This is a genomic window from Sphingomonas trueperi (genome assembly GCF_040545965.1).
Classification (GTDB): Bacteria; Pseudomonadota; Alphaproteobacteria; order Sphingomonadales; family Sphingomonadaceae; genus Sphingomonas; species Sphingomonas trueperi_C.
Map to the genome: position 1 here is coordinate 305,319 of NZ_JBEPMV010000001.1, position 25,122 is coordinate 330,440.

At 66.1% G+C, this 25,122-nt stretch carries 27 protein-coding genes; 21 read left to right on the forward strand and 6 right to left on the reverse strand.

From position 1 onward, the window contains the following. Window positions 1-316 precede the first annotated feature (316 nt). Window positions 317-703, reverse strand: coding sequence for a flagellar biosynthesis regulator FlaF (locus ABIC35_RS01520; RefSeq protein WP_121078532.1), 387 nt, complete (start codon window positions 701-703; stop codon window positions 317-319). 113 nt (window positions 704-816) lie between these two features. Here ABIC35_RS01520 and ABIC35_RS01525 point away from each other — a divergent pair, with 113 nt between their 5' ends. From ABIC35_RS01525 to ABIC35_RS01590, 14 genes are all read left to right on the forward strand, one after another. After that, window positions 817-3,237 (forward strand): HAD family hydrolase, encoded by a 2,421-nt coding sequence (locus tag ABIC35_RS01525; protein ID WP_121078534.1) that lies wholly within the window; start codon window positions 817-819, stop codon window positions 3,235-3,237. Window positions 3,238-3,330: 93 nt separating this feature from the next. Next, the gene (motA, locus tag ABIC35_RS01530; protein WP_121078536.1) at window positions 3,331-4,215 is read left to right on the forward strand and encodes a flagellar motor stator protein MotA; all 885 of its coding nucleotides are present in this window, start codon (window positions 3,331-3,333) and stop codon (window positions 4,213-4,215) included. Next, window positions 4,190-4,510 (forward strand): STAS domain-containing protein, encoded by a 321-nt coding sequence (locus ABIC35_RS01535; RefSeq protein ID WP_066720975.1) that lies wholly within the window; start codon window positions 4,190-4,192, stop codon window positions 4,508-4,510. The genes motA and ABIC35_RS01535 overlap by 26 nt, the downstream gene beginning before the upstream one ends. After that, the gene (locus ABIC35_RS01540) at window positions 4,507-4,872 is read left to right on the forward strand and encodes a response regulator (RefSeq protein WP_121078538.1); all 366 of its coding nucleotides are present in this window, start codon (window positions 4,507-4,509) and stop codon (window positions 4,870-4,872) included. The genes ABIC35_RS01535 and ABIC35_RS01540 overlap by 4 nt, the downstream gene beginning before the upstream one ends. Beyond that, the gene (locus ABIC35_RS01545; RefSeq protein WP_121078540.1) at window positions 4,869-7,151 is read left to right on the forward strand and encodes a chemotaxis protein CheA; all 2,283 of its coding nucleotides are present in this window, start codon (window positions 4,869-4,871) and stop codon (window positions 7,149-7,151) included. The genes ABIC35_RS01540 and ABIC35_RS01545 overlap by 4 nt, the downstream gene beginning before the upstream one ends. Next, complete coding sequence (locus ABIC35_RS01550; RefSeq protein ID WP_093297749.1) at window positions 7,148-7,642, forward strand: chemotaxis protein CheW; 495 nt, start codon at window positions 7,148-7,150, stop codon at window positions 7,640-7,642. Before ABIC35_RS01545 ends, ABIC35_RS01550 begins: the two co-directional genes overlap by 4 nt. Next, window positions 7,639-8,517 carry a CheR family methyltransferase gene (locus tag ABIC35_RS01555; protein WP_121078542.1) on the forward strand — a complete coding sequence of 293 codons (879 nt, stop codon included), beginning with the start codon at window positions 7,639-7,641 and terminating at the stop codon, window positions 8,515-8,517. Before ABIC35_RS01550 ends, ABIC35_RS01555 begins: the two co-directional genes overlap by 4 nt. Window positions 8,518-8,522: 5 nt before the next feature. Continuing rightward, window positions 8,523-9,575, forward strand: a complete 1,053-nt coding sequence (locus ABIC35_RS01560; protein ID WP_121079573.1) for a protein-glutamate methylesterase/protein-glutamine glutaminase — start codon at window positions 8,523-8,525, stop codon at window positions 9,573-9,575. Window positions 9,576-9,577: 2 nt separating this feature from the next. Then, window positions 9,578-9,967 carry a response regulator gene (locus ABIC35_RS01565; protein ID WP_175488075.1) on the forward strand — a complete coding sequence of 130 codons (390 nt, stop codon included), beginning with the start codon at window positions 9,578-9,580 and terminating at the stop codon, window positions 9,965-9,967. Window position 9,968: 1 nt separating this feature from the next. After that, complete coding sequence (locus ABIC35_RS01570) at window positions 9,969-10,493, forward strand: chemotaxis protein CheD (protein WP_121078544.1); 525 nt, start codon at window positions 9,969-9,971, stop codon at window positions 10,491-10,493. After that, window positions 10,493-10,825 carry a hypothetical protein gene (locus ABIC35_RS01575; protein WP_121078546.1) on the forward strand — a complete coding sequence of 111 codons (333 nt, stop codon included), beginning with the start codon at window positions 10,493-10,495 and terminating at the stop codon, window positions 10,823-10,825. Before ABIC35_RS01570 ends, ABIC35_RS01575 begins: the two co-directional genes overlap by 1 nt. Before the next feature lies 1 nt (window position 10,826). Next, entirely contained in the window at window positions 10,827-11,672 is an 846-nt protein-coding gene (locus ABIC35_RS01580; protein WP_121078548.1) for an OmpA family protein, read from the forward strand. Between the two features lie 9 nt (window positions 11,673-11,681). Further along, window positions 11,682-12,128: a hypothetical protein gene (locus ABIC35_RS01585; RefSeq protein WP_121078550.1), complete on the forward strand. Its 447-nt coding sequence runs from the start codon at window positions 11,682-11,684 to the stop codon at window positions 12,126-12,128. A 108-nt stretch (window positions 12,129-12,236) separates the two neighbouring features. Further along, the gene (locus ABIC35_RS01590) at window positions 12,237-12,878 is read left to right on the forward strand and encodes a PilZ domain-containing protein (protein WP_121078552.1); all 642 of its coding nucleotides are present in this window, start codon (window positions 12,237-12,239) and stop codon (window positions 12,876-12,878) included. Window positions 12,879-12,898: 20 nt separating this feature from the next. Here ABIC35_RS01590 and ABIC35_RS01595 read toward each other — a convergent pair whose 3' ends face one another. Then, a complete protein-coding gene (locus ABIC35_RS01595) occupies window positions 12,899-13,900 on the reverse strand; it encodes an SGNH/GDSL hydrolase family protein (RefSeq protein ID WP_121078554.1) in 1,002 nt (333 codons plus the stop codon). A gap of 158 nt (window positions 13,901-14,058) precedes the next feature. After that, entirely contained in the window at window positions 14,059-14,475 is a 417-nt protein-coding gene (locus ABIC35_RS01600) for a flagellar assembly protein FliX (RefSeq protein ID WP_121078556.1), read from the reverse strand. Between the two features lie 84 nt (window positions 14,476-14,559). On the opposite strand from ABIC35_RS01600, the gene ABIC35_RS01605 reads away from it, so the two are divergent. The 4 genes from ABIC35_RS01605 (at window position 14,560) to ABIC35_RS01620 (ending at window position 17,188) form a co-directional block, all read left to right on the forward strand. After that, entirely contained in the window at window positions 14,560-15,663 is a 1,104-nt protein-coding gene (locus ABIC35_RS01605; protein ID WP_121078558.1) for a flagellar basal body P-ring protein FlgI, read from the forward strand. Beyond that, on the forward strand, window positions 15,663-15,974 hold the full coding sequence (locus tag ABIC35_RS01610; RefSeq protein WP_121078560.1) for a rod-binding protein: 312 nt from the start codon (window positions 15,663-15,665) through the stop codon (window positions 15,972-15,974). Before ABIC35_RS01605 ends, ABIC35_RS01610 begins: the two co-directional genes overlap by 1 nt. After that, window positions 15,971-16,396 (forward strand): flagellar protein FlgN, encoded by a 426-nt coding sequence (locus ABIC35_RS01615; protein ID WP_121078562.1) that lies wholly within the window; start codon window positions 15,971-15,973, stop codon window positions 16,394-16,396. The genes ABIC35_RS01610 and ABIC35_RS01615 overlap by 4 nt, the downstream gene beginning before the upstream one ends. A 279-nt stretch (window positions 16,397-16,675) precedes the next feature. After that, entirely contained in the window at window positions 16,676-17,188 is a 513-nt protein-coding gene (locus ABIC35_RS01620; RefSeq protein WP_147425919.1) for a PEPxxWA-CTERM sorting domain-containing protein, read from the forward strand. A gap of 85 nt (window positions 17,189-17,273) precedes the next feature. On the opposite strand, the gene ABIC35_RS01625 is transcribed toward ABIC35_RS01620, so the two are convergent. Together ABIC35_RS01625 and ABIC35_RS01630 are read right to left on the reverse strand one after the other, a co-directional pair. Continuing rightward, window positions 17,274-17,690: a flagellar basal body protein gene (locus ABIC35_RS01625; protein WP_121078566.1), complete on the reverse strand. Its 417-nt coding sequence runs from the start codon at window positions 17,688-17,690 to the stop codon at window positions 17,274-17,276. 3 nt (window positions 17,691-17,693) lie between these two features. Beyond that, window positions 17,694-20,492, reverse strand: a complete 2,799-nt coding sequence (locus tag ABIC35_RS01630) for a hypothetical protein (protein WP_121078568.1) — start codon at window positions 20,490-20,492, stop codon at window positions 17,694-17,696. Between the two features lie 90 nt (window positions 20,493-20,582). Here ABIC35_RS01630 and ABIC35_RS01635 point away from each other — a divergent pair, with 90 nt between their 5' ends. The 3 genes from ABIC35_RS01635 (at window position 20,583) to ABIC35_RS01645 (ending at window position 23,441) form a co-directional block, all read left to right on the forward strand. Further along, window positions 20,583-21,617 carry a flagellar motor switch protein FliG gene (locus tag ABIC35_RS01635; protein WP_121079575.1) on the forward strand — a complete coding sequence of 345 codons (1,035 nt, stop codon included), beginning with the start codon at window positions 20,583-20,585 and terminating at the stop codon, window positions 21,615-21,617. A 13-nt stretch (window positions 21,618-21,630) separates the two neighbouring features. Continuing rightward, window positions 21,631-22,278 (forward strand): FliH/SctL family protein, encoded by a 648-nt coding sequence (locus tag ABIC35_RS01640; protein ID WP_121078570.1) that lies wholly within the window; start codon window positions 21,631-21,633, stop codon window positions 22,276-22,278. A gap of 68 nt (window positions 22,279-22,346) precedes the next feature. Continuing rightward, complete coding sequence (locus tag ABIC35_RS01645; RefSeq protein ID WP_121078572.1) at window positions 22,347-23,441, forward strand: catalase family protein; 1,095 nt, start codon at window positions 22,347-22,349, stop codon at window positions 23,439-23,441. Between the two features lie 42 nt (window positions 23,442-23,483). On the opposite strand, the gene ABIC35_RS01650 is transcribed toward ABIC35_RS01645, so the two are convergent. After that, window positions 23,484-25,094, reverse strand: coding sequence for a hypothetical protein (locus ABIC35_RS01650; protein WP_147425921.1), 1,611 nt, complete (start codon window positions 25,092-25,094; stop codon window positions 23,484-23,486). Between the last annotated feature and the right edge of the window lie 28 nt (window positions 25,095-25,122).

Here is a 25,122-nt window from a genome sequence, read left to right on the forward strand (position 1 = left end):
CGGCGCGTGACAGATGTGCGGGGCACTACGGCGCCTGTCCGCCGCCTTCGCAGGGCGCTTCATGGCCCTTTGGCTGCGTACGCGCATCTCGGATGCACGCCCGTTGCGACAGGCAGGCTCGCATAGCACCAAGCTGCAATGTGCGTCCCGCCACGGCGGCCACCCGCGGTGGTCCATCCATCGCACGGGCGGATGGCGCTCCGCGTTCGGGAGGACGGTGGACCTTCCACCTACCACCGTCCTGCTGCCGCATCCGGGCACGAAAAAGCCCCGGGGAATCACCCCGGGGCCATTTCGTTCGCGCTGCGACGAGGGATCAAGCGGCGGCGGCGGTCGCCTGCGGGACCGGCGCGCGATCCTGGAAGCCGAGGCCTTCCATGATCGTGCGGTTCACCTGGATCAGCTCCATGATGGATTCCCGCCCTGCGACCACGTCGCTGGTGAAGCGGTCGACCCACAGGCCCAGCGAAATGATCTTCGCGCGCAGTTCCACCGGCAAATTGTTGCCGCGGGCGCCGCAATCGGTGACGAAGGCGGTCCACATCTCGCGATTGCGGTACAGCGACGGCATCAACAGCGCGCCCTTCAGGCCGGCCTCATGTGCCGTCTGCATTTCCCCGGTGATCTCGCGCATCAGCCGCAGTTCCGCAGCACGCGGCGTCTCGGCCCGGCTCCGGGCAGCCTGATAAGCATTGATCGTCATTGTCGCTCCTTTGCTCCTGCCGCCATTGTAGGAAGATTTTGCCGGGTTGGTCCGTCGTCTTCCTATAAGATTCCTGCGTCCCCTCGGTGCGGGCGCTTTCCAGGGACAGTACCGTGACCGACTTCATCCTGCCGCATGCTTTGCCGTCCGCGTTCGACGGGCGTGCGAACGTCAAGCTGTTATCGCTCGACTGCTTCGACACCCTGCTCTGGCGCGACAGCCACGCGCCGATCGATATCTTCGGCGCGCTGCCGGGGATGACGGTACTGCAGCGGCAATGGGCGGAATCGCGGGCGCGCACCGCCGCGCTCGTCCAGCATCGCCACAAGGAAGTGACGATCGAGCAGATCTATCGCGAAGTGTACCCCAACGCACGCAAGGCGGAGATCCATGCCGCCGTCGCGCACGAACTCGACGCCGAGGCACGCCATTGCTTCGCGTTCCAGCCGACCGTCGCGCTGATCCGCGAGGCCAAGCGCCGCGGCATCGGGGTGATCATCGTGTCCGACACCTATCTCGATCCCAAGCAGCTGCGCGGACTGATCGCGCGCGCCGCGGGCGCCGAGGTCGCAGGCATGATCGACCGCGTCTTCTGCTCGTCCACCTATCACAAGTCCAAGTCCGAAGGGCTGTACGCGGATGTGCTGAAGGCGCTGAAATGCGCACCGGAAACGATCCTGCACATCGGCGACAACTTCAAGGCCGATGTCGACGGGGTGGCCAAGTTCGGCGTGCAGACGCTGCACCTCAAGCAGTTTTCGGAGACGACCGAGCAGCGGCTGCGTCTCGAATCCTCGATCAGCGGGCTGTTGCATGCCCGGCTGCCGGAAACGATCGCCGCGCAACAGCCGCACCGCGCCACGCTCGCCCTGGGCGAGCCGCGGATCGAGGATGCGGCGGAAGCGCTGGGCTTCTCGGTGATGGGGCCGATCTTCCACGCCTATGAGCGCTGGCTCCAGCAGGAGGCGGCGGCGCTGCAGGCGGAACGCGGCGGCACCGTCCACTGGCTGTTCATGATGCGCGACGGCCTGCTGCCGATGCGCATGCACCAGGTGGCGCAGCCCGACCAGCCCAGCCACGCTGTCGAGATCAGCCGCTTCACCGCGGTCGCCGCCTCGCTCACCGACGCGGAAGCGATCGAGCGCTATGTGCAGTTCGACATCGGCTCCACGCCGGAGAAGATCGCGCACCAGCTGCTGCTCCCGAAGCACGAGGCGGCACTTCTGCTGAACGGCCTGCCCAAGGACCGGTCCCGCCTGGTCACTTTCCTCGCAGAAACCCGCAAACCGCAGCGGGTGAAGCAGATCATCAAGGCAGGCCGGGGCTTTGCCGATCGACTAATCGCGCATGTGCGCCGCACGGTCGATCCGCAGCCGGGCGACACGCTGATGCTGGTCGACCTCGGCTATAACGGCTCGGTGCAGAACGCGATCGACTCGCTGCTGCGCGATCGCCTCGGCGTGCATGTCGCCGGCCGCTATCTGCTGCTGCGCGAACAGTTCCTCACCGGCTGCGACAAGAAGGGCCTGATCAGCGAAGCCGATTATGACGGCCATACATTGGAGGCATTCGCCACCAACGTGGCGGTGCTGGAGCAGATCTGCACCGCGGCGCAGGGCTCGACGGTGGATTTCGAACCCGACGGCACCCCGATCCGCAAGGCCAACAGCATCAAGGGCCGCCAGAGCGCGACCCGCGAACGCATCCAGGAAGGCACGCTCCGCTTCGAGCGCGAGCAGGCCGCGGCCCGGCTGCGCGGCACCCCGCTCGACGAGATGCCATTATGGCGCCACGCCGCCGCCGCGGTGCTCGGTCGCCTGATGTACCTGCCGCTGAAGCACGAACTGGCGGTGCTCGCCGAGTTCGAGCACGACATCAACGAAGGCGTGGATGACACCGTGGCGCTGTTCGACCCGGAGATCGCCCGGCGCGGGCTGCGCCAGCGCGGGCTGTTCTACATGAAGGGCTCCGAGCGGATGTTTCTGCCGGCCGAGCTGAACGGCGAAGGCATGCCCGTGAAGCTTGCCCTGCTCACCCAGAAGCGCTTCGGCATGCCGTTCAAATATGCCGACTTTGTCGACAGCTCGGTTTCGCTTCCGCTGATCGTCGCCGACGGCGTGAACGCCTCGACCGGGAACGTCACCGCCACGCCGACGCATGACGGCTATTATTTGGCCGCGATCCCGATCGGCGATTGCCGCTTCTCGGTGGGCGTGCAATTCGGCCAGCTGTTCGATTGGGTGCAGGTCGAAAGCGCTGTGTTCATGCCGGTCGAGCGGTTCCTTTCGGAACTCCAGCGACCCGGGGCCGACGAGATTCAGGCCAAGCCGTCGCTGGAGGGCATGACGCAGGTCGCGCCGCACCTGTTCCACTGCGCCGACGAATTCTCCTTCATGATGGTGCCCCCGCCGCCCCGTGCGGACGACCGCCCGATGATGCTGGCGCTGGTGTTCCGGCCCATCGCACGCCGCGAAATCGCATCTGCGGAAACGGTTCGGCAACCATCGCCGGTGCATGCACCCGGCGTGCGGTGAACCCGCACCTAAGCATTATCCCCGAAGGGACCGGTAGCCCCGGAAACCATCCTATAATTCTGGAAAGATCCAGGGAAAGATTTTGGGCTCATCATGCTGAACGCCGTTGGTTTCGTCATCATTCTCGGTTGCGTGTTCGGCAGTTTCATCATGTCGGGCGGCAAGTTCGGGATCATCGCTGAGGCGATGCCGCACGAGCTCATGGCGATCGGCGGCGCGGCGATCGGCGCCTTCATCGTCGGCAATTCGATGCCGACGGTGAAGAAGGCCGGCGCCGGCATCATGCGCGCCTTCAAGGGCGGTCGCTGGAAGGCTAGCGACTATACCGACCTGCTGACGCTGATGTTCACCCTGCTGACGCTGTTCAAGAAGAGCGGCGCCACCGGCATCGAGCCGCACCTGGACAAGCCGGAGGAGAGCGATCTCTTCAAGCCCTATCCGCGGCTGCTGAAGGACCATCACCTGATCGAGTTCCTCTGCGACTATCTGCGGATGATGACCGTCAACTTCGAGGATCCGCACCAGCTGGAATCCGCGATGGAAGCGGACATCGAGAAGCATCACCACGAGGAAACCCATCCGCAGCACTCGCTGCAGCTTATGGCCGACGGCCTCCCCGCCATCGGCATCGTCGCCGCGGTGCTCGGCGTCATCAAGACCATGGGCTCGATCGATCAGCCGACCGAGATCCTGGGCGCGATGATCGGCGGCGCGCTCGTCGGTACCTTCCTCGGCGTGCTTCTGTCCTACTGCGTGGTGGCGCCGCTTGCCGGCAAGCTGCTCGAGACGATCGAAGCCGACTCCAAGCCCTTCACCATCGTGAAGACCGCCATCGTTGCCTATGCCCAGAACCAGCCGGTGCAGGTCGCGATCGAAATCGCCCGTCGCATGACGCCCTCCGCGTACGCGCCGACCTTCCAGCAACTCGAAACCGCTCTCGACGAGGCCAAAAATGGACTTTCCCCTGCCACCGCTTGAGGCCGGCGCGGACAACGCGCTCGCGCTCCCCGCGCACGGAACCACCGTGACGGCCGCGGATCTTCAAACCCGCCTCATACAGGCGGTCGACGGCGACGGCCCGGTCGAGATCGATGCCTCGCAGGTCGAGAGCGTCGGCCAGGCGGTGCTGCAGCTGCTCGTCGCAGCCAAGGCCGAAGCCGACAAGCTCGGCAAGGCCTTCACCATCCTTAACCCCAGCACTGCCTTCACCGATCGTGTGAACCGTTGCCAGCTCGCAGCGGCGGTCGGCATTGATACCGGAGAACTTCTGTGACCAAGCTGATCCTTACCGTCGATGACTCCGCGAGCATGCGCATGCTGCTCAAGACGTCGCTGACCGCGCAGGGCTTTCGCATCGAGAGCGCGAACGACGGGCAGCATGGCCTGGAGCGCATGCACGAGGTCAAGCCCGACCTGCTCATCACCGACATCAACATGCCGAAGATGGACGGGTTCGAGCTGATCGAGGCCGTGCGCCAGGTTCCCGAATTCAAGGGCGTGCCGATCCTGGTGCTTTCGACCGAATTTTCGGACGAGAAGAAGCAGCGCGCCCGTTCCGCCGGTGCCACCGGCTGGATCACCAAGCCCTTCGAGGCCACTAAGCTGGGGGCGGCGATCCGCCGCGTTTGCCCGTGAGCGACGAATTCGACGATATCCAGGCAATCTTCTTCGAAGAGTGCACTGAAGGCCTCACGACGGCCGAGGAAGGCCTGTCGGCGATGCAGGGCGGCGACCTGTCGGGCGAGACCATCGCCGGCGTGTTCCGCGCGATCCACTCGATCAAGGGCGGCGCCGGCGCCTTCGGCCATTCGGACCTGACCGCCTTCGCGCACAAGTTCGAGAACGTGCTCGACGAGGTGCGTGCCGGGAAGATCGTCCCCACGCCCGGCGTGATCCGGGTGATGCTGAGCTCGTTCGACGTGCTGTCGGACCATGTCGAGGCGGCCAAGGGCAATGCGTCCCGGCCGAACGACGGGGCCGCGCTGAGCGCGCTCGAGCAGGTGCTCGCCAACAAGGGCGTGCCGGACGGCGACGCGCCGGCTGCCGCCGCGCCTGCCGCGGCAGCGCCCGCCCCCGCCGCCCCGGCGCCTGCGCCAGCGATGGAGGAAGAGGAAGACGAGTTCGGCTTCCGTCCGGTGGGCGTGTCGCTCGACGATCTGGACGGCCCGGATGATTCCGGCGGCTGGACCGTGCGCTTCAAGCCCTCGCGCGCCGCGCTGGCCAATGCCGGCGAGCCGCTGCTGACCGTGCGCGAGCTGGAGGGCCTCGGCGCCCGCGTCGACTCGGTCGACATCAGCACGCTCCCGGCGCTGCGCGAGATCGATCCGGAAGACAGCTACTTCACCTGGGTGATGCAGGCACCGGCCGAGCTGCCGGAAAGCGACCTCTCGGACTGCTTCGATTTCGTGGCGCCGGATTCGGTGATCGAGATCAAGCGCAACAGCGAGGATGTCGTCCTGCCGGAAGGCGCGGGCGAAACCGAAATGGACGGCGACGAGATCCCGTTCGTGCCGGTGACGGCCACGGTCGACGACTTCATGGATCTGGGCCCTGCCCCGGCGGCGCCGGCTCCGGCTGCCGCACCGGCACCTGCACCCGTGGCGGCGGCGCCTGAAGCCGCCCCTGCCCCTGCTGCGGCGGCGACTCCGCCGGCCGGCGGTGGCGGCACGCCGGGTGGCCCGGGTGGTGGCGGCGGCGGCGGTGGCGGTGGCGGTGGTCCGGCCAAGCCGGTCAACGAAGCCGCGCAGACCATCCGCGTGGACCTCGTCAAGCTCGACCTGCTGCTCAACCTGGTCGGCGAGCTGGTGATCCGCAACTCGATCCTGGCCGACCGGCTGTCGCCGGCCGATCGCCAGCGCGTCGAACTGCCCGAACTGGCCCGCCTCACCCGGCAGATCCAGGACAACGTCATGTCGCTGCGCGCCCAGCCGATCCGGCAGGCCTTCAGCCGCGTGCCGCGCATGCTCCGCGATCTTTCGGTCGAGACCGGCAAGCAGATCAACCTCGAGACGATCGGTGAGACGACCGAAGTCGACAAGGGCGTGATCGAGAAGATCGGCGATCCGCTGACCCACATGATCCGCAATGCCGCGGACCATGGTCTGGAAAGCGCCGAGGAGCGGATCGCGGCGGGCAAGGACCCCGCCGGCACGATCAAGCTGTCGGCCGAGCAGAAGGGCGCCCGGATCTTCGTTCGCGTCGCGGACAATGGCCGCGGCATCAACCGCGAGCGCGTCCGCGCCAAGGCCGTCGAAAAGGGCATCATCAGCGCCGATGCGGTGCTGACGAACGAGGAAATCGACCAGCTGATCTGCGCGCCGGGCTTCTCCACCGCGGAGAAGATCTCGAACATCTCGGGTCGCGGCGTCGGCATGGACGTGGTGCGCTCGAACGTGGAAGCCCTGGGCGGCCGCGTCGAGATCCACTCGGTGCCGGGCGAAGGCACGACCTTCACGATGATCCTCCCGCTCACGCTGGCCATTCTGGACGGCATGATCGTGCGGCTCGCCGGCCAGCGCTTCGTCCTGCCGCTGACGCACGTGCTGGAAACGATCCAGCCCGAGCCCGGCCAGGTGAAGCGCACCGCGCCGGACCACGAAGTGATCGACATGCGCGGCGAGTATCTGCCGGTGAAGCGTGCGACCGAGATCTTCGGCCTGAACGACGACCGCGCCATCGAGGACTCGCTGGTAGTGATCGTCGAGAGCGAAAGCTCGGGCAAGGTCGGTCTCGTCGTCGACACCATCGATGACCGCCGCGAAGTGGTGATCAAGAGCCTGGATCAGAACCTGCATCCGATCCGCGGCCTGGGTGGCGCGACCATCCTGGGCGACGGCTCGATCGCTCTCATCCTCGACATCGAGGCGCTGGTTTCCTCGCCTACTCGTTTCACGCCCAAAGGACTGGCAGCATGAGCACCCCCGATACCGCCAATGATCGCAAGATCGTAACCTTCTCGCTGGCCAAGCAGATCTTCGGGATCGACATGAGCGCGCTCATCGAAATCCGCGAATGGGACGAGCCGACGCCGCTTCCCAACGTCCCCAGCTTCATCAAGGGCGTGACCAACCTGCGCGGCAACGTGATCCCGGTGGTCGGCCTGGCCGAGCGCCTGGGCTGGGAGCCGAGCCAGCTGCATGCACGCTCGTGCATCCTGGTGGTCAACATCATGGGCAAGCAGGCGGGCTTCCTGGTCGACGAGGTCAACGACATCGTGGGCATCAACGTGGGCGAGATCCAGCCGGCACCGGCGGTCGAGACCGCGCTGGAGGAAAGCGTGATTGCAGGCCTCGTCCGCATCGCCACTCGCGCCAAGGACGGGACGCGTGACGAGAATGGCAGCATGGTACTGCTGCTCGATCTCAACGCGCTGAGCCTGACCAAGCATCTGGATCTCGCAGCATGAGCCCCGCCGGGGGCGCCGCCGCGGCGTCCGCCGGCGCCGGTAACGCGATGGCACCAGGCCAGAACGCGGAGCTTACGCCGCGCGATTTCCAGGCCATCGCCGCGATCATGTACGACGATGCCCGCATTTCGCTGAGCGAGGCGAAGACCACCCTCGTGCAGTCGCGCCTCGCGCGCCGGCTGCGCAAGTTCGGCCTGAACCGCTTCTGCGACTATGTCGACTTGGTGCACAGCGACGCGGAAGAACGCCATGCGATGGTGGTGGCACTCACCACCAACCACACGCACTTCTTCCGTGAGCCGCACCATTTCGACCATTTCCGCGAGACCGTGATCCCCACGCTCCAGCGGAAACAGGGTCCGATCCGGATCTGGTCGGCGGGCTGCTCGTCGGGCGAGGAGGTCTATACGATCGCGATGTGTTTGCTGGGCCCAAGCCGCAGCAGCGCCTCGTGGTTGCGCAATGCCGACGTCCGGCTGCTCGCCACCGACATCGCCCCGCACGTGGTCGAGTCGGTGCAGCGCGGGGTCTATGCGGAGAATGTCGCGGCGGGTGTGCCAGAGCCGTATCGCTCGACCTGGATGAAGCCGACGCAAGGCGGCTTCGTGATGGCCGAGGAAGCGCGGCAGATGGTCACCGCAAAAGTATTGAACCTGTTCGAGCCCTGGCCCCTCAAGGCCGCCTATGATGTCATTTTTTGCCGTAACGTCATGATCTATTTCGGAGATCCCGCGAAGGAAGAGCTGGAGCATCGCTTTGTCGAGCAGCTCGCCCGGGGGAGCTTCCTGTATATCGGTCACTCGGAACGGCTGATCGGCCCGGCCGCGAGCAAGATGCGCTCGTGCGGGCACACCATTTACCAGAAGCCGGAGTAATGGGCATGAAACCAGTCCGCACGCTCATCGTCGACGACAGCGCATCCATGCGCGCGACGCTGAAGCGCATGCTCTCGGCCGACCCCGAGATCGAAGTGGTCGGCATGGCGCCGGAGCCGTTCGCGGCCCGCGACATGATCAAGGCGCTCAACCCCGACGTGCTGACGCTCGACGTCGAGATGCCGGGGATGGACGGCCTGTCCTTCCTCGAGCGCATCATGCGCCTCCGGCCGATGCCGGTGGTGATGTGCTCCACCCTCACCGCCCGCGGTGCGGAAGTGACGATCGAGGCGCTGCGCCTCGGCGCGGTCGACTATGTCACCAAGCCGAGCGGCTCGCCCGACGACATCGAGCGCGATGCCGGCCTGCTATGCGAGAAGGTGAAGAGCGCGGCGCGCTCGGTCGCCCGCGCCGGCCCGCAGCGCCTGCCCGCCCAGCCGAGCGTCGCCTCGGCCGGCGGCGGCGGTGCCGCGGCCCAGTTGATCGCGATCGGCTCGTCGACGGGCGGCGTGGAAGCGTTGTTCTCGCTGCTGCCGGCGCTGCCGGAAGATTCGCCGCCGATCCTGATCGTGCAGCACATGCCGGCGACCTTCACGCGCAGCTTCGCGCAGCGCCTGAACGCCGAGTGCCGGGTCAACGTAGTGGAAGCTACGGATGGTGCCCAGGTGACCCCTGGAACCGTCTATATTGCACCTGGAGGCGAACGACACATGGAACTCCAGGGCGGTGCCAATGGCCGGATCAAGCTGATCCCGGGCAATCCGGTCACCGGCCATCGTCCCTCGGTGGACGTGCTGTTCCGCTCGGTCTCCAAACTGGGCGCCGGTGCCGTCGGCGTCATCCTCACGGGGATGGGCAGCGACGGCGCACAGGGCCTGCTGGAAATGCGTCGGGCGGGTGCCCGCACGCTTGGCCAGACCAAGGAAACCTGCGTGGTGTGGGGCATGCCCCGCGCCGCCAAGGAAGCGGGTGCAGTGGAGAAGGAGGTCGGCCTGTCGGCGATGCCGGAGGCCATCCTGAAAGCTTGTCGAGAAACGGTTAAGGTTGGGAGCGCATAACAATGCCCGCTGCATCACAAATCAAGGTGATGGTCGTTGATGATCAGACCAGTATGCGGGCGATGATCCGTCGTGCGCTGCAGGACCTGGGGTTCAAGGACGTTCGCGACAAGGCCAGTGCGCCGGAAGCGCTTTCGTCGATCAAGAGCGACCGCGTCCACCTCGTCATCTCCGACTACAACATGCCCGAGATGGACGGGCTGCAGTTCCTGGAGGCGGTTCGCGCCGACCCGGTGATCGGCAAGACCGTGTTCATCATGCTCACCGGCTCGTCCGACCGTGAGGTCGTGCAGAAGGCGGCGGCGCTGGGTGTGAACAACTATGTCGTCAAACCTTTCGCGCCGGCGGCGCTGAAGGAAAAGATCGAACGCGTCTTCGGCGAGCTGACCTGATATGCGCAGAGTTTCCATCGTACAGGGCGAGAACGCGGTTATCGCGGAGCCCCATGTCATGATTTCGACCCTGCTCGGGAGCTGCGTGGCCGCATGCCTCTACGACCCGGTCGCCAAGGTCGGAGGGATGAATCACTTCCTGCTCGGCGAGCCGGGAGCGGACCACAAGGTCTCGAATTCTGACATGGCACGTTACGGCGTGCATGCGATGGAACTGCTGATCAACAGCATGATGGCCAAGGGCGCGCTGCGCCCGCGGCTGCAGGCCCACCTGTACGGTGGCGCCAATATCATCTCCGGCCTGGGGGGCATCGGCGCGTCGAACGCGGCCTTTGCCCGCCGGTTCATGGAGACCGAAGGCATCACGATCGCACATTGCGATCTCGGCGGCACGCTCGCCCGCAAGGTCGAGTTCCTGCCGCACGAGGGCAAGAGCCGCTGCACCAAGGTGGCGGAGCGTGTCCAGGAACGTCCGGTCGCCCCCCTGCCTGTTGCCGCCCCCGACGGAGAATTGGAGCTTTTCTGATGTCGTGCCTGCCCATGTCGGAACCGTCAAACCCGCAAGCCCTGCCCGGCTACGACCCCTTCGCGGGCGTGCTGCACAGCGTGATGGCCGGCGAAATCCGCGAAATCAGCAAGAAGCTGGAAGGCCTGGCCGAGGTGCTCGTCTGCGACGAGCATTTCGCCGCCAATTATCTCGAGCAGCTCCAGGCGTTCGACTATCTGATCCAGCACGCCGACGAGTGCGTGAACCTGCTGGAGCGGATCGCGGGCGGCGAGGATTCGCTCTCGGCGATCAGCCATGTCCGTCTCGGCGCCGTCCAGGATCGCCTGCGCAACGCGCTGAAGGGTCAGTAACATGGCCCGCGGGGGGGACGTTCGGCCGATCATCGTCAAGAAGGTCAAGAAGGTCGCGGGCGGCCATCACGGCGGCGCGTGGAAAGTGGCCTATGCCGACTTCGTGACGGCGATGATGGCATTCTTCATGCTGCTGTGGCTGCTCGCCAATCCGGACAAGGACCGGCTGAAGGGCCTCGCCAAATATTTCTCGCCCACCGTCGCCGATAGCGGCCCCTCCACGCCGGTGGTCAACTCCGCGCCCGGCGCCGGCGGCCCGACCCGCCGTTCCGAGGCGGATCCCAGCCAGGCCAAGGGACAGCCCACCTTCGAGGTCACCACCGCGGGCTCCGCGCGCGGCGGCACCGCCGACGTGCCGGCAACGATGCGCGTCATGGCCTCCGAACTGATGGTCGCGCTGGAAGCGACGCCGCAGTCGCAGGGCAAGAAGAATGTCGACGTTCAGCAGGACCGGCAGGGCCTGCGCATCACGCTGATGGACACCGATCAGCAGCCGATGTTCAAGTCGAACACGGCCGAGCTCAATCCCTATGCGCGCACGCTGCTCACCAAGCTGGCGAAGAAGATCGCCACGGTCGGCGCGCAGATCGCCATCGAGGGCCATACCGATGGCGCGGGCGGGCAGAGCGACGCCAACTGGCTGCTTTCCGGCCAGCGCGCCCTCGCCGCCCGCTCGGCCTTGGTCGCCGGCGGCGTGACGCCCGATCGCTTCGCCGAAGTCGTCGCGATGGGCGCGACGCAGCCCGTCTATCCCGACCAGCCGAACCGCGCCGAGAACCGCCGCATCAGCATCGTCCTCAAAGGCCAGACCTCGGCGCTGCCGAGCGACTCCAGCTTCAAGTTCTAAGGGCCGCCCGTGAAGAAATTGCTGTTCCTCATCGTCGCGCTGATCGCCGGCCTCGCCGCGGGCGGCGGCACCGCCTATGCGATGGTGAAGATGCTCGGCATCGGCGTCGCCAAGCAGGAAGCCAAGGCCGAAGAGAAGGAAGAGCCCGGCAAGTTCGTGCCCACCGGCAAGGTGCTGGTGCCGCTGGTCTTCCCCGACGGCCATCTGGCCGGCTATGCCTCGATGGAAGTGCAACTCGAAGTCGATGAGGCCAAGGCCGACTTCGTTGCGCAGCGCATGCCGCTGCTGCTCCACGCCATCAACATGCGGACCTATCGCACCCCGATGGCGGCGGGCCCCGACGGCATGTTGCCGAACCTGGAAGGTTTCCGGAAGCTGGTCGATAGCTCGGCGACCGAAGCCTTCGGTCCGAAGGTCGTGCGCAAGATCGCGGTGACCAACGCCAATCCCGCCTGATCGTCGTATACGACATTCGTACGACTACCGATGCGAAGCTGAACGTCCGTTCATCCTATAATATGCGTAGGGGCCGCGACGTTGCGGCCCAGCGGGGAGAAGGACGCCGTGGGCGCAGCCGAACATCAGTTTGACCACAACAGCAGCGATCCCGGCCCCTGGGCCGAGCGTGCCCCGCGCACGGTGACGACGCTGATGGTGGGCAAGCTGATCTGCACCGGCGCCGGCGAACAGCTGTGCCGGGTCCGCAACATCTCCGCCACCGGCATGATGCTGGAAAGCCCCTTCCCCTTGCGCGAAGGCGATCGGATCGTCGTCGAGCTTCGCGGCGGTCCGGTGCTGGAAGGCGAGATCAAGTGGATCAGCGCCGGGCGCGCCGGCGTGCAATTTCACGAAGCGATCGATGTGGAGGAGGTGCTCGCCTCCGCCAAGGGCAGCTCGCCGGCTGCGCGCCTACGCCGCGCCGTTCCCCGCGCGCCGCGTTTCGCGATCGCCAGCAATGCGCGGCTCGTCTGCAACGGCGTGTCGCACAGCGTGGCGATGGAGAATATCTCGCAGAGCGGCGCCCGGGTTCGCCTGTCGAACCAGCCCGATCTCGAGCGGGTAATGACGCTGGTCGTCCCCGGTCTGACTCCGCGCAGCTGCACCGTCCGCTGGGCCGAAGACGACTCCGCAGGCGTCGCCTTCATCGAGATGATCCCCTATGCCGAGCTCTCCGCCTGGCTGAACGAGGTGCAGCCGCCGCGCTGAGCGGCGACCGCCCCCTTGCCTCACGCCAGCGCGATCGACGCCCGCCGGCGCCGCAGCGCTCCGCCGACAGCGGCGACGCCCACGATCAGCAGCACCCAGGTCTGCCCCTCCGGCACCGCGCTGATCCCCAGCTGCTGCACCAGCGCATCGGCGATCGCGCGATGTACTTGGGTGGTCGGGTGGATCGCGTCGAAATAGAGCGAGTTGCTGCAATTCGCCGTCTGGGCCGGGCCGCCGCCGATGATCTGACATGGCGTCGTCGTGTTCAGCGTGCCCGGCAGGCCGAAGCTGGCCGGCGAGTCGAGCAAGTCGTGCTCCACCGCGTACAGGTCAAAGAAGTCGGCGGTGACACCGGACACGCTGTTCAGTCCATCCGCCACGCTCCGCAACCCGTTGCTGATCTGCCGCGAGCGCGCGCTGAGCTCGTCGAGGCGGTCGGGCACGCCGCCCGCAAGGGCGACGGACGCCGGCAACAGGCCGATGTCGGGCGAGCCGACGATCGCGAAATGTCGCGCACCCAGCTGATAAAGTGCGGTCACCGCATCGTCGAAATCCGAGAGCGCCGAAAGGAAACTGACGGGCCCGCCGGTGAGGATCGTGTCGCGCACGTCGTTGCCGCCGAAGGTGAGCAGCACCAGTGCATTGCTGTCGATCGGCGCCGCGACCCTGCTCTGGTACAATCCCACCTGGCCGAGGAAGCTCGGGCTGCGCTCGCCCCGCACATACTGCGCGGTCGCGCCGCCGACGGCCATGTTCAGGCCCCCGGCATAGACCGGGGTCGCGGCATGCCCCGTGATCGCGAGGCTCAGATAATCGGCGAAGTTGAATCCGTTGGAAAAGCGTCCGCCGAAATAGCCGTCGTCGGGGCTCGCCACCGCGCCGCTCGTCGCGAGATAGGCGTTGCCGGAGTCGACCAGACTGTCGCCGAAAACGTAGAGGCCAGAATAGCTCGGCCCCGCATGCGCCGCCACGGGCGCCAGACACAGGGAGACAAACGCAAAAATTCGCGTGAAAGCCTTCATGACGGATCCCCTCTTGTTAACCACCCTTTAACCCGCCGACGCGGTTTATCCAAGGTGTTCATTTGGAGAACAGGCAGGATCTCAGTCGGATAAACAGCCTATACTGCGCCGCAGCAAATAGAGGCGACAAGCAGGAAGGATGCTCGCGGACGCGAAGCTCAGACCTGGATGTCGAGCTTCGCCAGTTCGACACGCACCCGCACGTCGATGTCGCGCATCAACGCAGCCAGTTCGGGCTCGGCCGGAGTCGGGACTGTTTCCGACCACTGCACGATCTCGCGCAACCGCGCGACGTTCGGCGTCCCCGCCACCAGCTCCTTGTGCAGTCGGTCAAGTGCATCGATTCCGCGCTCTACGTCACGCGCCTGCTTGCGGCGGCGTTCGGCGACCGGATTGTTGGCGGCGATCGCCACCAGCATCTGCACGCTGGTGGCCGGCACCGTGCCCGGCACGGGCTGCGGATGCGGCGCCGCGGCGACCTGTTCTTCCAAGCGGCTCGCCAGACTGGGCACAGACTTGGGCAACGCCGCCAGCAGGTTGCGCGCCATCATCGGTGAGAGGCTGTCGATACGCACGAAATCAGGTCCTCGCGAGCCGTCTTGGCTCTCCTCTTCCTATAAGACGAGTAGCGTTAATTTTCCACTTGGCCCGAGAGGTTTATGTATCGTCTCTCCGCATCGTTCCTGGCGCTCGCGCTGGCCTGTTTCGGCGCGCCCCAGGCGATGGCCCAGACCCGGATCAAGGACATCGTCGACGTCGAAAATGTCCGCGAAAACCAGCTGGTTGGCTATGGCCTCGTGGTCGGCCTCGCCGGCACCGGCGATCGTATCCGCAATGCCCCCTTCACCGAGGAATCGATGCAGTCGATGCTCGAGCGGATGGGCGTTAACATTCGCGGCACGCAGATGCGCACGCAGAATGTCGCCGCGGTCTCGATCACCGCGACCATGCCGCCCTTCTCGCGCAACGGTTCTCGGATCGACGTGCAGGTTTCCGCACTCGGCGACGCCACAAGCCTGCAGGGCGGCACGCTGATCGCCTCGTCGCTGCGCGCGCTCGACGGCGAGATCTATGCCGTGGCCCAGGGTCCGGTCGCCGTCTCCGGCTTCAAGGCGCAGGGTGCAGCCGCAAATGTCAGCCGCGGCGTCACCACCTCGGCGCGGATCGCCGGCGGCGCTATCGTCGAGCGCGAGGTGCCTTATCAGCTCCGCTCGGCGAACAGCCTCAAGCTCGCGCTCAAGAACCCGGATTTCTCGACCGCCGACCGTATCGCCCGCGCGATCAACGGCCGTTATCCCGGTGCCGCGCAGATGCTCGATCCCGCGACGGTCGAGCTGCGCCCAAGCAGCCAGTTCGCCGGGTCGGTGATCGATCTGGTCACCCAGGTGGGCGACCTCGAAGTGAAGGTCGATCAGCCAGCCAAGGTGGTGATCAACGAAGCCTCGGGCACCGTGGTGATGAACAGCGACGTGCGGATCACGCCGGTCGCGATCGCGCAGGGCGGCCTGACCATCTCGGTCACCGAAACGCCGCAGGTCTCGCAGCCTGGCCCCTTCTCGCAGGGGCAGACCACCGTGGTGCCGCGCACCCAGGTGCAGGTGAACGACGGCAACGGCGCCAGCCTGGCCGTAATCAACGGCTCGTCGCTCAAGGCGCTGGTCAGCGGGCTCAACACCCTCGGCGTCTCGCCGCGCGACCTGATCACCATCCTCCAGGCGATCAAGACGGCCGGCGCGCTCCAGGCCGAAATCGAGGTGCAGTGATGAACGACACGTCTCCCCTGCCCCAGGCAGCCCTTGCCGGGGCGACCACCCCGGCCAAGCCGATGCCCAAGGTGGACGCGAAGAACGCCAAGACCGCGCAGGAATTCGAAAGCGTGTTTCTGGGTCAGATGACTCAGCTCATGATGCAAAGTGTTCAACAAGACGAACAGTTTAGCGGTGGAAACGGCGAAGAGATCTTCCGCGGCGTACTTGCCGAGAAGCTCGGCGCCGCCATGGCGCGCCGCGGCGGAATCGGTCTCGCACCTGCCGTCCTCGACCAGATCCTCAAGCTTCAGCAAGGACAGAAATGATCACGCAGCTCGTCGATGCGATGCTCTCCCTCACCGCTTTGATGGAGGAAGAGAGCGAACGTTTGGCTCGCACGCCCTATATCCGCGAACTCGGCGAGATCGCCGATGCCAAGTTGCGGCTCGCCGGCCGCATCGAAGCGGAAGTCGCGCGGCTGAAGCGCGAGAATCCGGAAGATTGGCTGGAGACGCTGGAGCCGGAAGCGCGCGAGAAACTGTCCGAAGCAAGCCGCGCGCTGCGGGACGCTTCGGTGGTCAACTCGCGGATACTTTCCCGCCAGATCGAATTGTCTGCAGAGATGATGGCAGCCATTGCCTCGGAGGCCCAGCGTCTTACCGGCAGCCGCAGCACGACCTACAGCGCGTGCGGCGGACTGTACGGCATGGATGCACCTGCACCCATCTCCGTAAATGCACGTTTGTGAAGGTATTTTTGATTCGCGCTGTTCCTCGGCCTCTTCGCTGCGCCGCGGAATATTTCTGAGCCGTTGCAGCCGAGCAAAGCACTGAAACACCTCAGCATACCGACTTATGCTGTTGATATTTCACGATTTATAAATCGTGTATTTGATCTTAACTATAATCTGGCAAAATCTGCGCGTTCGTTTATAAAGAAAAGGACAGCGCGTATGGGAAGAAGAGTGTTTCCTGCCTGAACTCATCGGGCAGCTCCCAGCCGCTGTGTAAGCGTTAGGGAGGTGTGGATGAACAAGCTCAAGACTCTTATGATCGCGGCTGCGACGGCGGCTGGCGCACTCACCATGGCAGGCACCGCGCAGGCGACGACGGTCGTTTGCGTCGACTCCGCTGCAGCGGTTTGCAGCTTCGACGGCTTCGGCGGCGGCTGGAACAACGTCAAGGTCGCCAAGAAGACGACCGCGACGCAGTCCTTCGCGCTCTCGCTGAACGCACCGGGTGTTCTGCACGTCAGCATCTCGTCCTACTATCTGGACCTGGTGAGCCTGTCGTTCGGCGGCGTGACGCTGACCGGCATCAACAAGGGCGACGTCTATTCGTTCGCGGTGACCCCGTCGAACACGCCGCAGCTCCTGACGGTCGTGATGAAGAACACCAAGACCAAGGACTATGGGTACAGCTCGCAGATCGATTTCGCACCGGTTCCCGAACCGGCCGCGTGGGGCCTGATGATTGCGGGCTTCGGCATGGCGGGTGGCGCGATCCGTCGCCGTCGCACCGCGCGCGTCGCGATCGCCTGATCGAACGCATCGCCGTGAAAACGGAAAGGGCCGCGAGCACCCGCTCGCGGCCCTTTTTGTTGCCCGTCAGGCGGAGCGTTCGGCGTCAGCCGCCGCCCTTGCCCAGCGCGGTCTTCAGCAGCACCATCTGCTTGCGATAGATATTGGTCATCGCGCTGAAATCGGCCTGAACCTTGCCCATCTTGAGCAGCTGGTCTTCTAGCGTGACGTTGTTGCCGTCCGGCTTGGTCTCGGTCACGTCCTTGTCGAACACGATGCCGCTGCCCACCGGCTGCACCGCGCCGAGGTTCTTCATCGTGCCGGTCAGCTCGACACGGGGCTTGGCGATACTGATCCCGCCGGCGCCCTGCAGCAGATCGCCGAAATTGGGCTCGGACACGTCGCGCGACTTGTAGCCGGGCGTTTCGCTGTTCGCGAGGTTCTGCGCGATCACCTGCTGGCGCTGCGACAGATTCTGCATCCGCATCTGGATTGCGGAGAAGATGGTCGGCATCTCGGACATGGTTCAGAATCCCAAAAGGCTGGTGGCGGTGCTCGGGCCGGACTGCAGCCTCGAGAGCGCCGCCTGGTAGTTCTTCAGCTGGGCCTGTTCGATCGCGGTCGAACCGCCTTTCTTGCCGCCGCTCGACTTGCTGCCGTCGACGAACTGCGCCTTGCTGTCATCCCAATATAGAGAGCGATAGGCGGTCTGGGTCATCGAGATCGCATCTTTGATCTTGCCGAGCGCGGCCTTGGCATTGTCGACCGAAGCGAGGCTGAACGCTTCCGAGAGTTCGAGCCCGTAGGCGCCGCCCGGCTTGACCTTTGGCGCGGTGCCCAACGTCGCAGCCGCGTTGGCGATGCGCTGCGGCTCGATCCCCAGCTTCGAGAGCGCGTCCGCGTCCGCGCTGCCGGAGAGCAGTTCCATCTCGTGGCCCTGCTTCATCGTGATCCGCAGATACTGGACGCCGTCCACCGTCGTGGCGGTCACCGTTCCCTTGGACGCACCGATCATGCCCTGCATGCGATCCGCGATGGTCTTCAGCGTGTCGCCCTTCTCGATCGTCACACGACGGACGGCGAGATCATCCGCCTTGATCGAGAAATAGTCGCCCTCGCGTAGCGTCGTCTGGGTCGTGACCTTGTCGGACACCGTGGGGTTGAGCACGCCGCGGGCGAAACCCAGCGCCGAAAGCGCGGTGCTGCCGCCGACATCCGCCGATACCCGCACCGGCTCGGTGCGCGTCAGCGACTGGCCGAATTGGGTCGTGGTCCCGACAGCGCCGGTCGTGGCGTCGATCTGGGTGACGAACCCATCGACGGGCCCCCGCCGCGGGGCGCCGAGGTCGCCCGTCGTGCGGCCGCCCGCATAGATCTTGCCGTCCAGGAAGGCGACACTGTCGATCTGGTCGTCCTCGCCCGTACCGACATAGGTGGTGGTCGCGCTGGAGAGCGCCGAATCGATCCGCGTAACGAAGCCGTCGCGACCGCCACTCAGCGCGTTGGCCTGGGTGCCGGCGATCGCGCTGGCGGTGGCACCGCCCACCGCGATGCTGCCGTCCGCGCCCACCGCGAGCGCGCGGGCATCGGCGGTACCGAGGCTGATGCTGCCCAGCGTGGTCGACAGCGAATCCGACTGCAGCTTCATCACGCTCGCCTCGCCGTTGCTGGACACGAGTGCGAGAAGATTGCCGTCCTTGTCGGTCGCCAGGCTGGTGACCGTGTCGCTGCCGCCCGTATTGATCGTGCGCCGCTCGGCGATCTTGCCCTGCGCGTTGATCCGCACCACCATCGCATCGCCGCCATCCTGGTTAGCGGTGCGACCGGCGACGAACACGGATCCGTCGGCGCCGACGGTAACGGCGCGGGCACTGTCGCTGCCGCTGGACACGACGAGGGTGGAAAACTGCTCGTCGCCATTGGCCGCATATTTCGCGACCGCCATGTCGCCATCGGCGGTGATGCCGTTGAAGCTGCCGGTCACCGTACCGGCAACGACGACGCTACCATCCTGGCCGAGCGATACCGAGGCACCGGTCGCGGTGCCGGAGGCGCCCAGATTGCGCTGCCAGACGACCTTGCCGGAACTGTCCATCTTGGTGAGGAACAGATTGTCGTCGCCGGTGGAGAGGTTGGCGCCTAGGTCGCCCTTCGTGGTGCCGACTACATAGGTGAAGCCCTGCGCGTCCGTAACGCTCGCGGCCGCCGTGGTGCTGGCATAGGCGTCGCTGGTCTTGCTGGTCTCGAGCTTGAGCTTGCCATCGGCGTCCTCGACCGCCTTGGTGACGTTCGTGGTCTTCCCCGCGGCCACGTTCTGCTCGGTGCCCTGACGATCCACCGCTTGGATCGTCCCCATGTTCACCTTAGTATTGTCACCTGCCGGATCGTTCAGGCGGAACACCTGGGTCGCGGTGGGCGAATCCAGCGGAGTCTGGCCGGTCGTGACGACCAGCGAATCCTTGGCGCCGATCTGATCCAGGCTGACCTGTTCGATGCCGTCCGGGGTAGTGAGGTTGAGGCGCCACATCCCGTCCTCGAGCTCGGGCTCGAAGCGGGCATTCCACTTGCTTACCGGCTCGCCCTTGCTGTCGGTCAGCACGCTGCCGTCGCTCGTGTACATCGGGATCGAACTGATCTGCGCGTTGAGCGCCTGCGCCACCGAGTTGATCGTCGGCGGCTGGGGCCCGGTCGACAGATCGACGGTGAAGCTCTGCGACTGGGTGCCGCGCTTGATGTTCACGACGAACTGTTCGTTGCCGGTAAGGCCGGGCAGCGGATCCGACGCCTTCTTCACCAATGGCTTGCCGTTGGTTTCATACAGGTTCGTCGAAGCCAGCTCGCTGGTCTTGACGTTCGTGCTGGCCTTGCCGAAAGCGAGGTTCACCTTATCCGATGGCGACGAAACCAGATAGTTCTGCAGGTCCGACAGGCCCTTGGAGAACGCCTTCTGATACTGCGCGCGCTGCGCGTCCGACGTGGTCTTGTCGGCTGCAGCCTCGGCGAGCACGCGCAGCTTGTCCAGCGCCTTGAACGCGGTGAAGGTAGTCTTCACGTCGTCGGGGAGTAGATTGCCGCTGCTGTCGCTGGTCGCCGGCTGGACCAGGGTGCGGGATGCCAGGATCGAGGTAAGCTGGGACGAGGTGGCGTTGCCGTCCTTGTCCTTCCAGGGCGGGGCGGTGACGGCGGTGGTAAACTGCGCCTTGGCGGTCTTCACCGCCTTGCTCTCGAAGGTCGGGGCAGCGCTTGCGGCAGCGGCGGCGGCGGCGAACGCGTCCTGACCGGTGAGCAAACTCAGCCCGATAAGATTTGCGGATAAATTAACCATGATCCGATCCGTCCCTTCCCCATTTGAATCTATAATAGAGGAGAGCGCGGCCTTGCGGGTGCGCGCAGACCATTTTCTGCAGGGATGAGCATGGCTTCTGTCGCCACGGTGGGTGAACCGCCCGAACTGAAGAAATTCTCGGGGCCGCAACGCGCGGCTGCGCTGATGCTCGCGCTCGGCAAGGAACATGGCGCGCCGATCTGGGACCAGCTCTCCACCGACGAAATCAAGGAGCTTTCCTCGACGATCGCCAGCCTGGGCCGCATCCCCAGCGCCGTCGTCGAATATCTGCTCGTCCAGTTCACCGGCGAAGTGGCGAGCATGGCCTCGCTCCACGGCAGCTACGAGACGACCGAACGCCTGCTCGGCGGCATCCTGCCGGACGAGAAGGTGAAGGAGATCATGGAGGATATCCGTGGTCCCTCGGGCCGGACGATGTGGGACAAGCTGTCCAACGTCTCCGAGACCGTGCTGGCCGGCGCGCTCAAGCAGGAATATCCGCAGACCGTCGCGGTCATCCTCTCCAAGCTCCGCCCGGACCATGCCGCGCGCGTGCTCGCCGAGCTGCCGCGCGACTTCGCGGTGGACGTGATCATGCGCATGCTGCGGATGGACACGGTGCAGAAGGAAGTCATCAACCAAGTCGAGCAGACGCTCAAGACCGAGTTCATGACGAACCTCTCCCGCTCGCAGAAGCGCGATCCGCACGAGAGCATGGCCGAGCTGTTCAACTCGCTCGACCGCTCGACCGAGGAAGCGATGCTCACCGCGCTCGACGCCAAGGCGCCGGAAAGCGCCGAGCGGATCCGCGCCCTGATGTTCACCTTCGAGGATCTCGCCAACCTGCTGCCGCCGGCGATTGCGTCGATCGTACGCAACGCCGACAAGCGCGAGATGGCGCTGGCGCTGAAGGGTGCCCCGGAGCAGCTGAAGTCGATGTTCTTCAACGCGATGACCGAGCGCGCCGCCAAGCTGATGCGCGAGGACATGGCGGGCATGGGCCCGGTGCGTGCCCGCGATTGCGAAGAGGCCCAGTCGAGCCTCGTCCGCCTGGCCAAGGACCTCGCCGATCGCGGCGAGATCCTGCTGGTCGATCCCAAGTCCGACGACGCGATGATTATCTGAGGAGCATGGCAGCATGAGCATCCATGTCGAACGTTTCGCCTTCGACCGCGTCTTTTCGGCGCCGATCCCGGACAAGAAACTGGTCAACGAAGACGCGCTGATCGAGCTGGCGGCGCTGCGTGCCGAACTCGCGCTGCTCAAGGCCGATCAGCAGGCGGTGATCGATCGCGCGCGGGCCGAGGGCTTCGAGGCCGGACTCGCCCAGGCGCGGGCAGAGCGCGAAGTGGCGCTGCTCAGCGCGGTCGACGCGCTGCACGCCGGCATCGAGGTGATCGACGCCCAATTCACCGAAATCACCGAGCGGGTGACCAGCGAGGCGACCGAAGTCGCGCTCGCCGCCGCCGACCATATTGCGGCGCGCGCGATCGAACGCGCCCCGGGCGATGCGATCGACGCAGCGATCGGCCGCGTGCTCGGCCAGGTGGCGCGCGGCACCGAATTGCAGGTGCGCGTCCACCCCGATCTGGTCGACGACATCGAGGCAAAGATCGCAGACCGTCAGTCCAAGGATCGCCGCAAGCTGAGCCTCACCGTTGCGCCGGACGCGACGCTGGCGATGGGCGACGCGCTGATCAACTGGGACGAAGGGGGCCTCGCACTCAACGCCCAGCAGCGCCGAGAGGCGATCACTGCCGAGCTGGAAAGCCTGCTGCTCCACTGAGCGCCACTGACGGAACGGCAAAACGGGCGGACAGTTGAGCTCCTTCGAACCTTCGAAGGAAACCAGCCATGCCGCAGCCCGTCCGTTTCTCGCCGTCCGTCGAACAGCCCCAGCCCGACGAGGCGGAGACCGTCGCCGGGCTGAAGGGACAGTTCGAGAAGATCCTCGACACCACCTCCGAAGATTATCAGCACGCCGTCCGCTCGGTACACGCCAAGGGCCACGGCCTCGCGCGCGGCACCTTCACGATTGCGGACAATCTGCCGCCCGAACTCGCCCAGGGCCTGTTCGCGACGCCGGGCAGCCATGAAGCGATCCTGCGCTTCTCGACCAATGCCGGCGACATCCTCGACGATTCGATCCGCCTGCCCCGCGGCGTCGCGCTCAAGGTGCTTGGGGTCGAGGGCGAGCGCCTGCCGGGCAGCGAGGGCGACAGCACGCAGGACTTCGTGATGGTCAACGCCCCCGCCTTCGCCGCGCCCGACGCGAAGAAATTCCTCGGCAATCTTAAGCTGCTCGCCGGCACCACCGACAAGGCGGAAGGTGCGAAGAAGCTGCTCTCCGCCGTGCTGCGCAGCTTCGAAGCCGCGATCGAGGCGGTCGGCGGCAAGTCGGCGCTGCTCAGCAGCCTCGGCGGGGCCAAGCCGGTCCACCCGCTCGGCGCCACCTATTACAGCCAGACGCCCTATCGCTATGGCGACCACATCGCCAAGTTCCAGCTGGTGCCGGTCTCAGGCATCCAGGACTTTGCCGACGCGACGATCAACGCCACCGGCCGCCCGGATGCGATCCGCGAGGCGGTGAACGAATTGCTCGCCGAGCAGGGCGGCACCTGGGAGCTGCGCGTGCAGCTGTGCACCGATCTCGAGAAGATGCCGGTCGAGGATGCCTCGGTCGCATGGGACGAGGAAGAGAGCCCCTATCGCACCGTCGCGACGCTGCAGGTGGCGCCGCAGGCGGGCTGGGTCTACGGCGAAAGCGACCGGATCGAGGATCGGCTGTCCTTCGCGCCGTGGCACGGCCTTGCCGCGCACCAGCCGCTTGGCGGGGTGAACCGCGCGCGCAAGGAGCCCTACAAATTCTCGGCGGAGTATCGCGGCCGGTTCAACGGCTGCCCGATGCACGAGCCGCGCACGCTGGACGAGCTGAACGTCAAGGCCTGATCGGGAAGGGCCGCTCTGGCGACGGCCCCTCCCCCAGCGCGATCAGCTCTGGTGCGGATCGCGCGGACGTTCCGGCCGAGCGGGATGCTGCGGCTGCGGGTGTGACCGCGCCTGTTGCGCCCGTGCCGCAGCCTGTGCCCGCTGCTGCTGCGCCATCTGTACCCGCGCCTGCGCCTGCCGCTGCTCGGCCTGAGCACGCCCGGCCTGTTGCTGCCGGGCCTGCTGTTGCGCCTGCTGACGCTGCGCCGCCTGCTGCTGGGTGCGCTGTTGCGCCTGCTGACGCTGCAGCTGCTGGGCCTGCTGGACCTGACGCTGGCGCTGCGCTGCGGCCGCCCGTGCCAACTGCTGCGCATGTTGTTGATCGCGACGCTGCGCCGCCGCTTGCTGCATCCGCTGCTGCGCCGCGGCCTGCTGCTGCCTGCGCTGCTGGGCGGCTTGTTGCAGGCGCTGCGCCGCCGCCTGTTGCTGCCTGCGCTGCTCGGCCGCCTGTTGCGCGCGCTGCTGAACGGCCCGCTGCTGCGCTTGCCGCTGGGCAACCTGCTGCTGCGCCTCACGCTGACGAGCCTGTTGTTCGGCGAGCTGGCGCTGCTGTGCCTGGAGGTTCGCGCGCTGCTGCGACTGCTGCTGTAAGGCGAGCCGCTGCTGCGCCTGTGCCTGGCGCTGGCGCTGCGCCGCCTGCTGCTGGGCGATCTGCTGGACGCGGATCTGCTGCTGGCGCTGTGCCTCAGCTTGACGTTCGCCGCCGAACCAGTTGGGGATCCATCCGCGCTGCTGCTGCGGCGGCGGCACATAAGCGACAGGCTGCGGTGCCGGGGTGCGGAAGCCCTGGTTCTGCCACGCGGCGAAGCGCTGGGCGGCGACCGCACGGCGTTGACGTTCCTGCTGCCAGACCGCCTGTTCCTGTGCGGCATGGGCCTGGCGATAGGCCTGCCATTCGGCCTGGCGCGCCTGCGCCTCAGCCCACTGGGCATTGGCGGCGGCGATCTCCGCGCGCCGCGCCGCCCAGTTGGCCGCAACCACGCCGCGATGCTCGCGCTGTGCCGAGAGCTGGTAGAGATATTCCGCGCGGTCATAATAACGCGAGGCGATGTCGGCGCGGCCAACATAGGCATTCGCCGGCAGCAGGTCGCCGCCCGCGTCATACACCGCAACCAGATCGTCGCCCGAATAGGCGTAGCTATAGTCGGGATCGCGGACGAGATAGGGCTGATCCGCTCCGGCCTGATAGTAATAATAGCGATAGCCGCCATCGACCGGCTCGGCATAGCGGCGGTCGCCGACGCTGGTCTGCCATACCCAGGGCGAGACCCGGCCGTCGTCATAGGCATAATCGGGCGGCGCATCGCCGATCGCGTCGGCAACCCCCTGCGCGCGATCGAGATAGGCATAGGCGTCGCTGCGCCGCGCGACCTGCGCCACGCGCACCCGCCGCGTCGCGGGCAGCGCCTCTGCCGCCGGCGCGGTCGCGAGCGAAGTAGCGGCACCAGCCTGCAGCGGCACCGCCGCAGGCAGCGCCGGCAGCGCATCGGCCATGTTGGCCGTCGACGCGTTGCTATCTGCTTGCTGTACCGGCGTTCCCGGGCTGCACGCGGCCATCGCCATGGCCAGCATGCTGGCCGAGAGCATGGCGGGGCGTTTCCACAGATCGGACATGACAGCTCCTCACTTCCCGCCCCCTTGC

Excerpts from the sequence above, each read along its gene's own strand:
- ABIC35_RS01610 (WP_121078560.1), top strand. The coding sequence starts at position 15,663 with ATGAACGACACGTCTCCCCTGCCCCAGGCAGCCCTTGCCGGGGCGACC.
- ABIC35_RS01560 (WP_121079573.1), top strand. The coding sequence starts at position 8,523 with ATGAAACCAGTCCGCACGCTCATCGTCGACGACAGCGCATCCATGCGC.
- ABIC35_RS01520 (WP_121078532.1), bottom strand. The coding sequence starts at position 703 with ATGACGATCAATGCTTATCAGGCTGCCCGGAGCCGGGCCGAGACGCCG.
- ABIC35_RS01615 (WP_121078562.1), top strand. The coding sequence starts at position 15,971 with ATGATCACGCAGCTCGTCGATGCGATGCTCTCCCTCACCGCTTTGATG.
- ABIC35_RS01535 (WP_066720975.1), top strand. The coding sequence starts at position 4,190 with ATGGACTTTCCCCTGCCACCGCTTGAGGCCGGCGCGGACAACGCGCTC.
- ABIC35_RS01580 (WP_121078548.1), top strand. The coding sequence starts at position 10,827 with ATGGCCCGCGGGGGGGACGTTCGGCCGATCATCGTCAAGAAGGTCAAG.
- ABIC35_RS01640 (WP_121078570.1), top strand. The coding sequence starts at position 21,631 with ATGAGCATCCATGTCGAACGTTTCGCCTTCGACCGCGTCTTTTCGGCG.
- ABIC35_RS01630 (WP_121078568.1), bottom strand. The coding sequence starts at position 20,492 with ATGGTTAATTTATCCGCAAATCTTATCGGGCTGAGTTTGCTCACCGGT.
- ABIC35_RS01635 (WP_121079575.1), top strand. The coding sequence starts at position 20,583 with ATGGCTTCTGTCGCCACGGTGGGTGAACCGCCCGAACTGAAGAAATTC.
- ABIC35_RS01555 (WP_121078542.1), top strand. The coding sequence starts at position 7,639 with ATGAGCCCCGCCGGGGGCGCCGCCGCGGCGTCCGCCGGCGCCGGTAAC.
- ABIC35_RS01620 (WP_147425919.1), top strand. The coding sequence starts at position 16,676 with ATGAACAAGCTCAAGACTCTTATGATCGCGGCTGCGACGGCGGCTGGC.
- ABIC35_RS01650 (WP_147425921.1), bottom strand. The coding sequence starts at position 25,094 with ATGTCCGATCTGTGGAAACGCCCCGCCATGCTCTCGGCCAGCATGCTG.
- ABIC35_RS01570 (WP_121078544.1), top strand. The coding sequence starts at position 9,969 with ATGCGCAGAGTTTCCATCGTACAGGGCGAGAACGCGGTTATCGCGGAG.
- ABIC35_RS01550 (WP_093297749.1), top strand. The coding sequence starts at position 7,148 with ATGAGCACCCCCGATACCGCCAATGATCGCAAGATCGTAACCTTCTCG.
- ABIC35_RS01575 (WP_121078546.1), top strand. The coding sequence starts at position 10,493 with ATGTCGTGCCTGCCCATGTCGGAACCGTCAAACCCGCAAGCCCTGCCC.
- ABIC35_RS01645 (WP_121078572.1), top strand. The coding sequence starts at position 22,347 with ATGCCGCAGCCCGTCCGTTTCTCGCCGTCCGTCGAACAGCCCCAGCCC.
- ABIC35_RS01595 (WP_121078554.1), bottom strand. The coding sequence starts at position 13,900 with ATGAAGGCTTTCACGCGAATTTTTGCGTTTGTCTCCCTGTGTCTGGCG.
- ABIC35_RS01625 (WP_121078566.1), bottom strand. The coding sequence starts at position 17,690 with ATGTCCGAGATGCCGACCATCTTCTCCGCAATCCAGATGCGGATGCAG.
- ABIC35_RS01605 (WP_121078558.1), top strand. The coding sequence starts at position 14,560 with ATGTATCGTCTCTCCGCATCGTTCCTGGCGCTCGCGCTGGCCTGTTTC.
- motA (WP_121078536.1), top strand. The coding sequence starts at position 3,331 with ATGCTGAACGCCGTTGGTTTCGTCATCATTCTCGGTTGCGTGTTCGGC.
- ABIC35_RS01565 (WP_175488075.1), top strand. The coding sequence starts at position 9,578 with ATGCCCGCTGCATCACAAATCAAGGTGATGGTCGTTGATGATCAGACC.